This window comes from Catenibacillus scindens (assembly GCF_014202115.1).
Taxonomy (GTDB): Bacteria; Bacillota; Clostridia; order Lachnospirales; family Lachnospiraceae; genus Catenibacillus; species Catenibacillus scindens.
In genome coordinates this window covers 1-5585 of record NZ_JACHFW010000034.1, presented here as the reverse complement: position 1 = coordinate 5585, position 5585 = coordinate 1, and the positions used below count along the sequence as shown (strand labels likewise).

Annotated in this window: 6 protein-coding genes and 1 pseudogene; all 7 read left to right on the top strand. The window is 36.7% G+C overall.

Annotated elements, in window-relative coordinates; translation table 11 throughout:
* The first annotated feature begins 93 nt into the window (after nucleotides 1-93).
* Complete coding sequence (locus HNP82_RS17530; protein ID WP_330599715.1) at nucleotides 94-921, top strand: aminotransferase class V-fold PLP-dependent enzyme; 828 nt, start codon at nucleotides 94-96, stop codon at nucleotides 919-921.
* Between the two features lie 27 nt (nucleotides 922-948).
* Nucleotides 949-1995, top strand: coding sequence for an OB-fold nucleic acid binding domain-containing protein (locus HNP82_RS17525; protein WP_183776787.1), 1047 nt, complete (start codon nucleotides 949-951; stop codon nucleotides 1993-1995).
* Nucleotides 1988-3874: an L-tyrosine/L-tryptophan isonitrile synthase family protein gene (locus tag HNP82_RS17520; RefSeq protein ID WP_183776786.1), complete on the top strand. Its 1887-nt coding sequence runs from the start codon at nucleotides 1988-1990 to the stop codon at nucleotides 3872-3874. The genes HNP82_RS17525 and HNP82_RS17520 overlap by 8 nt, the downstream gene beginning before the upstream one ends.
* 10 nt (nucleotides 3875-3884) lie before the next feature.
* On the top strand, nucleotides 3885-4304 hold the full coding sequence (locus HNP82_RS17515; protein WP_183776784.1) for a hypothetical protein: 420 nt from the start codon (nucleotides 3885-3887) through the stop codon (nucleotides 4302-4304).
* A gap of 159 nt (nucleotides 4305-4463) precedes the next feature.
* Nucleotides 4464-4814 (top strand): annotated as a pseudogene (locus HNP82_RS17510) (23S rRNA (uracil-5-)-methyltransferase RumA); the annotation flags it as partial.
* Between the two features lie 114 nt (nucleotides 4815-4928).
* The gene (locus tag HNP82_RS17505; protein WP_087266967.1) at nucleotides 4929-5120 is read left to right on the top strand and encodes a hypothetical protein; all 192 of its coding nucleotides are present in this window, start codon (nucleotides 4929-4931) and stop codon (nucleotides 5118-5120) included.
* On the top strand, nucleotides 5117-5458 hold the full coding sequence (locus tag HNP82_RS17500) for a hypothetical protein (RefSeq protein ID WP_243164858.1): 342 nt from the start codon (nucleotides 5117-5119) through the stop codon (nucleotides 5456-5458). Before HNP82_RS17505 ends, HNP82_RS17500 begins: the two co-directional genes overlap by 4 nt.
* Nucleotides 5459-5585: the final 127 nt, after the last annotated feature.

Here is a 5585-nt window from a genome sequence, read left to right as displayed (position 1 = left end):
GGAGCGGTAAGAGTATGCAGGAGCTTATGACGTTTCTTGAGGTGTGAGGAGCGTCAGAATACTTTTAGTGTAACTTTTTTGCAAAGTTAGCATATTGCCAAAAGGACACATTGTGGCATAAAGGTTATTCAGTGTGATCATGAAGGACATTTTAGTTTGGATGATGTTGATCAAGCATTGCAGTCAGGTGGCACTATTTTGGCAGTTAGCCATGTAGCCGCTCAAGGTTCCATTGTTAATCCTGTTGTGGAACTTGGAATACTTGCCCAAAAGTATGATGCTATATATATAGTGGATGGATGCCAAGCTGTGGGACAAATTAAAGTTGATGTTCAGCAGATTAACTGTTGTGCATATGTGACTGCAGGACGTAAATGGTTAAGGGGACCAAGAGGTACAGGCATTTTATATGTGCGTAGAAATGCTCCGATTCGCACACCGCAGATAGATTTGGCATCTGCAGATTTAGTATTTGATGAATTGGGTACAGTTGTGGATGTCAAAGTTAGAGATGATGCTAAACAATTCGAATTATGGGAAAAAAGTACTGCATCGCTTTTAGGATTGGCGAATGCAATTCAAGAGTACCTGGATTATGGTATTGATACTGCGGAACAAGAAATATGTGCGAAAGCAAATTATATTAGGAGTTTTGTTGTTTCAAATCAGAACTTGGTTTTGGTTGGAAGTGAAAATTCTAGTACAGGCGTAGTAGGATTTTATATGAAAGACCCAAAGCAGGAAAAAAAGGTAAAGGAATTAATCGAGAAAGAAAACTTCATTATATCGTATGTTTGCGATTGGGATTGTCCTGTTTTCTTTCCCCAAAATGGAGTTCAATATGTTTTCCGTATATCACCACATTACTATACTAGCAATGATAACATACAGGCAATATGCAATTTAATCCAAAGATTGTAGATTGTTTTTGCGCGTTGAGGTATAAAAATGGACGACTATCAGATAATATTAAGTAGAGATTTACTGCAATATTCAGAAAATGATCAGGTATGTGTTACAGGTATTATTTCTGACAAATGGGGAAAAAAAGATAATTTCGGGATTTCTTTAAAAGATTTAACAGGAGTAGTAAACGTAAGCTTTTGGAATAATCAGAAACATTATTCCAAAGATATGTTTACAAAAGGAAAAAGAGTAAGAATATATGCAAGAGTATCATTAGATCGCAAAGGGCAAAAATGCTTGGGTAGTGTTGATAGTGTGGAGTTTCTTGAGGAGATTAATCAGCTTAATAAAGAATTAGATATCCTTGAACAGGAATCATTAGTGATGCTTAGTAAGATATGCAATAAAATTCGAACGCATTTAGTTAAATTGGGCTTTACTGAGGTAAGTACTCGTGTCATATCAAGGTATTTGGGAGAAGAAATATTAGAACCTCTTTTGGCAGAGTATCCTGGATTTGGAACCGCTGCCTATTTGACTCCTTCGCCTTCATCTCAATTATCGGAGTTTTTGGCGGTTACACTATTACCAAAAGTTTTTACTGAAACTATTTCTTTTACCACAAGTTATCGTTTTCCTAATGGTTCAACTGAAACCCCCATTATTATGGCAAAAGCAATTAATTTGTCTAAGGATGAGGAAAAGGACATTATTTTGCGAATTTCTAATAGTATTGTTGATTCTTTATCGGATAAGACATTTCAAATGATTACTATGCAAGGTGAGTGGAGTGATGAACTTCCTGTACAAAAACCTCGCAAAAATGGGGTGTTTATATTTAGCACATATTCTGCCAATATTCCTACTATTGGTCGTAAATGGAATTCGATGGTTCATACTATTATTAGATTTGAGGATGATAAAAGCAATCTGTTGGTTGAGAGTTCCACGGAGATGATAAATGAAACAACGAATGTGACCACATTTACATTCTACCCATCACAATACTTGAACTGGATTGCGAAAGCACCGAAACGTCAATTATTAAATCTTTGGAAAATGTATGATGGAGGAAGCATATATGGCTGATAATTATAGCATAGTTGAACCATTGGGAAATAGATACGGTAACTCTAAACTCGAGCGGTATTGGAAAGGTTTTGAAGGAAAATATGGTTTGAGAACATCTCGTATAATACAGTTCGATCCATATGCTTCTATGTCGAGATGCCCGGTAAAATATATATTAGAAAAATTCGAATTATGTCAAGATACTCCTGACGAAAAATGGATAGAAGATAATTTGAAAATTTTTATTCGAGAAGAAGCGATGAGGGCGGCAGGTGATATGCCGCAGAATTTTCCACCAAAAATAGATGGGGATATTTTTTTACCAGATGAATATCTTGAAAGTTTCTTATATAACAGTGAATGGGAAAATCTTTTAAAGATGGAATTGCCAAAAGATGACTCATATTCTGAAATGGCAAGATGTATTTATGGTTTGTTGTGTAATCCCCAAATTGGTTCTTCACGGAATGCTACTAACAATGATAAAGACACATTTATTAATCGAGTTTTACCGTTGCTTGAACAAAAGAAACGTCTTTTGTTTATTTTGCCGGGATTTCCATTTAAGGATCAAAATCGATTTAGAGTTCCATACGATGCTTCTTGCATAGATTTTAGTGAAATATCATTTTTGATACGCCTACATAATCTTATTCAAGCTTTATACCAAGTTCATCCGTTTGGGGCAGAAGCACTGGTGCTTTCGGATGGACGCTTATATCAAGATATTTTTTATATAGAGTCTAAAGATGTTGAGGATTATCAATGGAGATTGCACGACTTTAGGAATAAATTGAATATTCAAGGTGATGTTTCAATAATTGATTTAAAGGAGCTTATTGAGCGAGCAGATGAAAGTGGAGAGATTAGCAAAATTATTAAATATATAGAGAAAGTAATTAGTGATCGGTTTAAGAACAAAGATTTTTTCCAAGGACTTGTTCAAGGTATGAAGTGGAATATGAACTCCCGGAAATTATTGGAAGGTTATAGTGATATTGATGCATGGAGTATTCTGAGAAATAATCGTAATGACATCAAGAACGATTTGCTGGAGGCTTGGGACTGGTATCAAAAGATTGCTGAGGAGGCAGCAGTAAAGTATGCTGCTACAAATCTTATGTTAAAGTGGACCGATTTGCTGCAAAAATTTTTCCCTGAATCAATTAGATGTACGGTTCATCCAAAAGAAAATCAATTTGCATTAGCAATGAACTATGCGTGGAATGGTGTTGCGTGGTCTGAAAAATGGCCAAAAAATATAAAGGATATTTCTACGGTGCCTTTTTATACTTTAGAAGATCATAAAATTAAATTAGTGCGATTTAGGAGCAATCATTATCCGTGCTTTTTTACTGAAGAATCATATGACCAAATATTGGATTATGCCAAAAATGTTCTTAAGGCTGACGGATGGAACGTTGATAATATTTTTGGAAGAGAATTTAGTATATATGATTTAAACGAATTTGTTGAATTAGGTCGTGGGGATGAGAATTTTGCATGGGAAAGACAGAAAATGTCTGATGAATATTATAAAACTTTATTACAATTCCGTATAAGTCATTATAAAAAATATGGCTTTGGCGTACATGCTATTTTTGCTGAGGGACATTTAATTGGACAAATGGGGCTGCAAGTCCTTGACGAACAAAAAAAGCAGCTAGAATACGTGATTTTTCTTGGAAAAGACTATACACAAAAAGGAATCGGGACAAAACTGCTAAAATATTTATTTGATAGATGCAAAGATGAAGGAATTGAAACTATATATGGTGTTATACGCAGTGATAATGATATCTCAAAACATATTGTAAATAAGTTTGGTGGTAGAATGATTAAAACTATGGCTCATTATCATCAAACTGGTATTTTGTATGAAATTAAGCTGAAATAGGGAGGATAAAATGCCTGTTTGTTATATTACATTATCAGAAAACAGTCCGAAACTAAATGACCAGCAGATGAAACAAGTAAGGAAAATTATTGCGAAAGGATTGGATTCAAATTCAAGAAAACTCGATGAAACACATATTGCAATGCGCCAGCAATATGGAAAAAGAGAATGTATGTTGGGAGATATAGAGATTGATATTTTTTCTCAATTGTATTTAAGACGCCTTTTTTCTCGAGATAAAAGGGCTAATTTTATATCAAAACATATTTCTAGCTATTTAGGTTGCTGCTGTGCAACATGGATTAATATGGGATTTGTCGGATATTCTAGAGTTGCAACTAGTGGGGATACTTTTTATTCTGATTCAGATAATCCTTTCATAAGAGGGATTCAAAAAATGCGAGGCATTTCCACGAAACAAAAGATCTGATTTGTTTATAAAAATTAATATTTGATTGAATTTTCTTATGAAAAATCACGAGTAAAAGAAAAGATGATATGTTTTCTCCTACGACAGTAATGCTAAAACATCGATGGATCAAGTAGGACGAACTGCCCGGCAAATGACGTACTTTCTGTCCTTTCGTGCAATGTGGAGACGGTAGTACTGCTTTCCCACAAAAAACCTGACAGCACAATCAGCGTAAAAGTGGAGTTTGGCGAGGGAGAGGGCAAGGTGCCACTTGATAATATCGCTAAAAGAGCCGAGGCGTACAAGCCGAAAGAGCGAGTTACCTACAAAATGATAAAGGAATACATAGAAGCGAAGTATGGCTTCAAAGTACATACCGCTTATATAGCAGAGGTAAAGAAAAGTTTGGGCTTGCCAATGTATGATGCCCCTAATGCGGTAGAAGAATTGAAACAGCCGAGAAAACATCCGACAGCAGAGAAAGTGGAGGCAATTAAAGATGCTTTAAAGCATTTTGAAGTCATTTAGAACAAGGGCGTATCATTAGAGATAGTGATACGCTTATTTTTTTACCAAGATTGCACATTTGAGCTGCTTTCCATTCCCACATATAATGAAAGTGAAGAAACGGAGGTGGCTCGTATGAGAGAACAGAAATTCCACATTTATCTGGATAGCCACGAAAGGACAATCCTGCTACATAGCCTTGTAGAACTGAAAAATCAGCTCCTTGCGCAAGGCAGATATGCGGACTGCGTTGACGAACTGATTTTTAAGGTTACGGGCGCACCGCTGAAAAAACTCAAAGTACAACATGATTGCGGGAGGGTATGATGGATGACATAGAATTTAAAGAACTGTTCAAGGTAGCTGTGGAAACACTGAGGGAAAAGACGATCACTCCGCTGTTGGAAGCAGACGCAGCCTATCAGGAGGACTCTGAAAATGAGGGGATTGCGGAAACGCACTATCTCCAGTTGGATTTGACAGAGGAACAGCGGAAAGTCTGTAACCGCCTGCTTGAGTGCCGGGACAAGCAAGATATTGAGTATGCTACCCACGCATATACCGCAGGGCTGTATGACGCCTTCCGCATAATGTCGGTACTGTTCCCTGATAAGTGGGACACAGATGACATACGGGAGCTGCTTGCAGCAAAGGTCAACAACTGAATATTGAAGATTTTACATAGCCGATTGGTATCTGCAGATTGCCAGCCCAAACGGACACCTGTGCCATATTCGGCGGACAGCTTGAGACATAATTAGCGGACAGGTGGGGACACATTAACCGGACAAT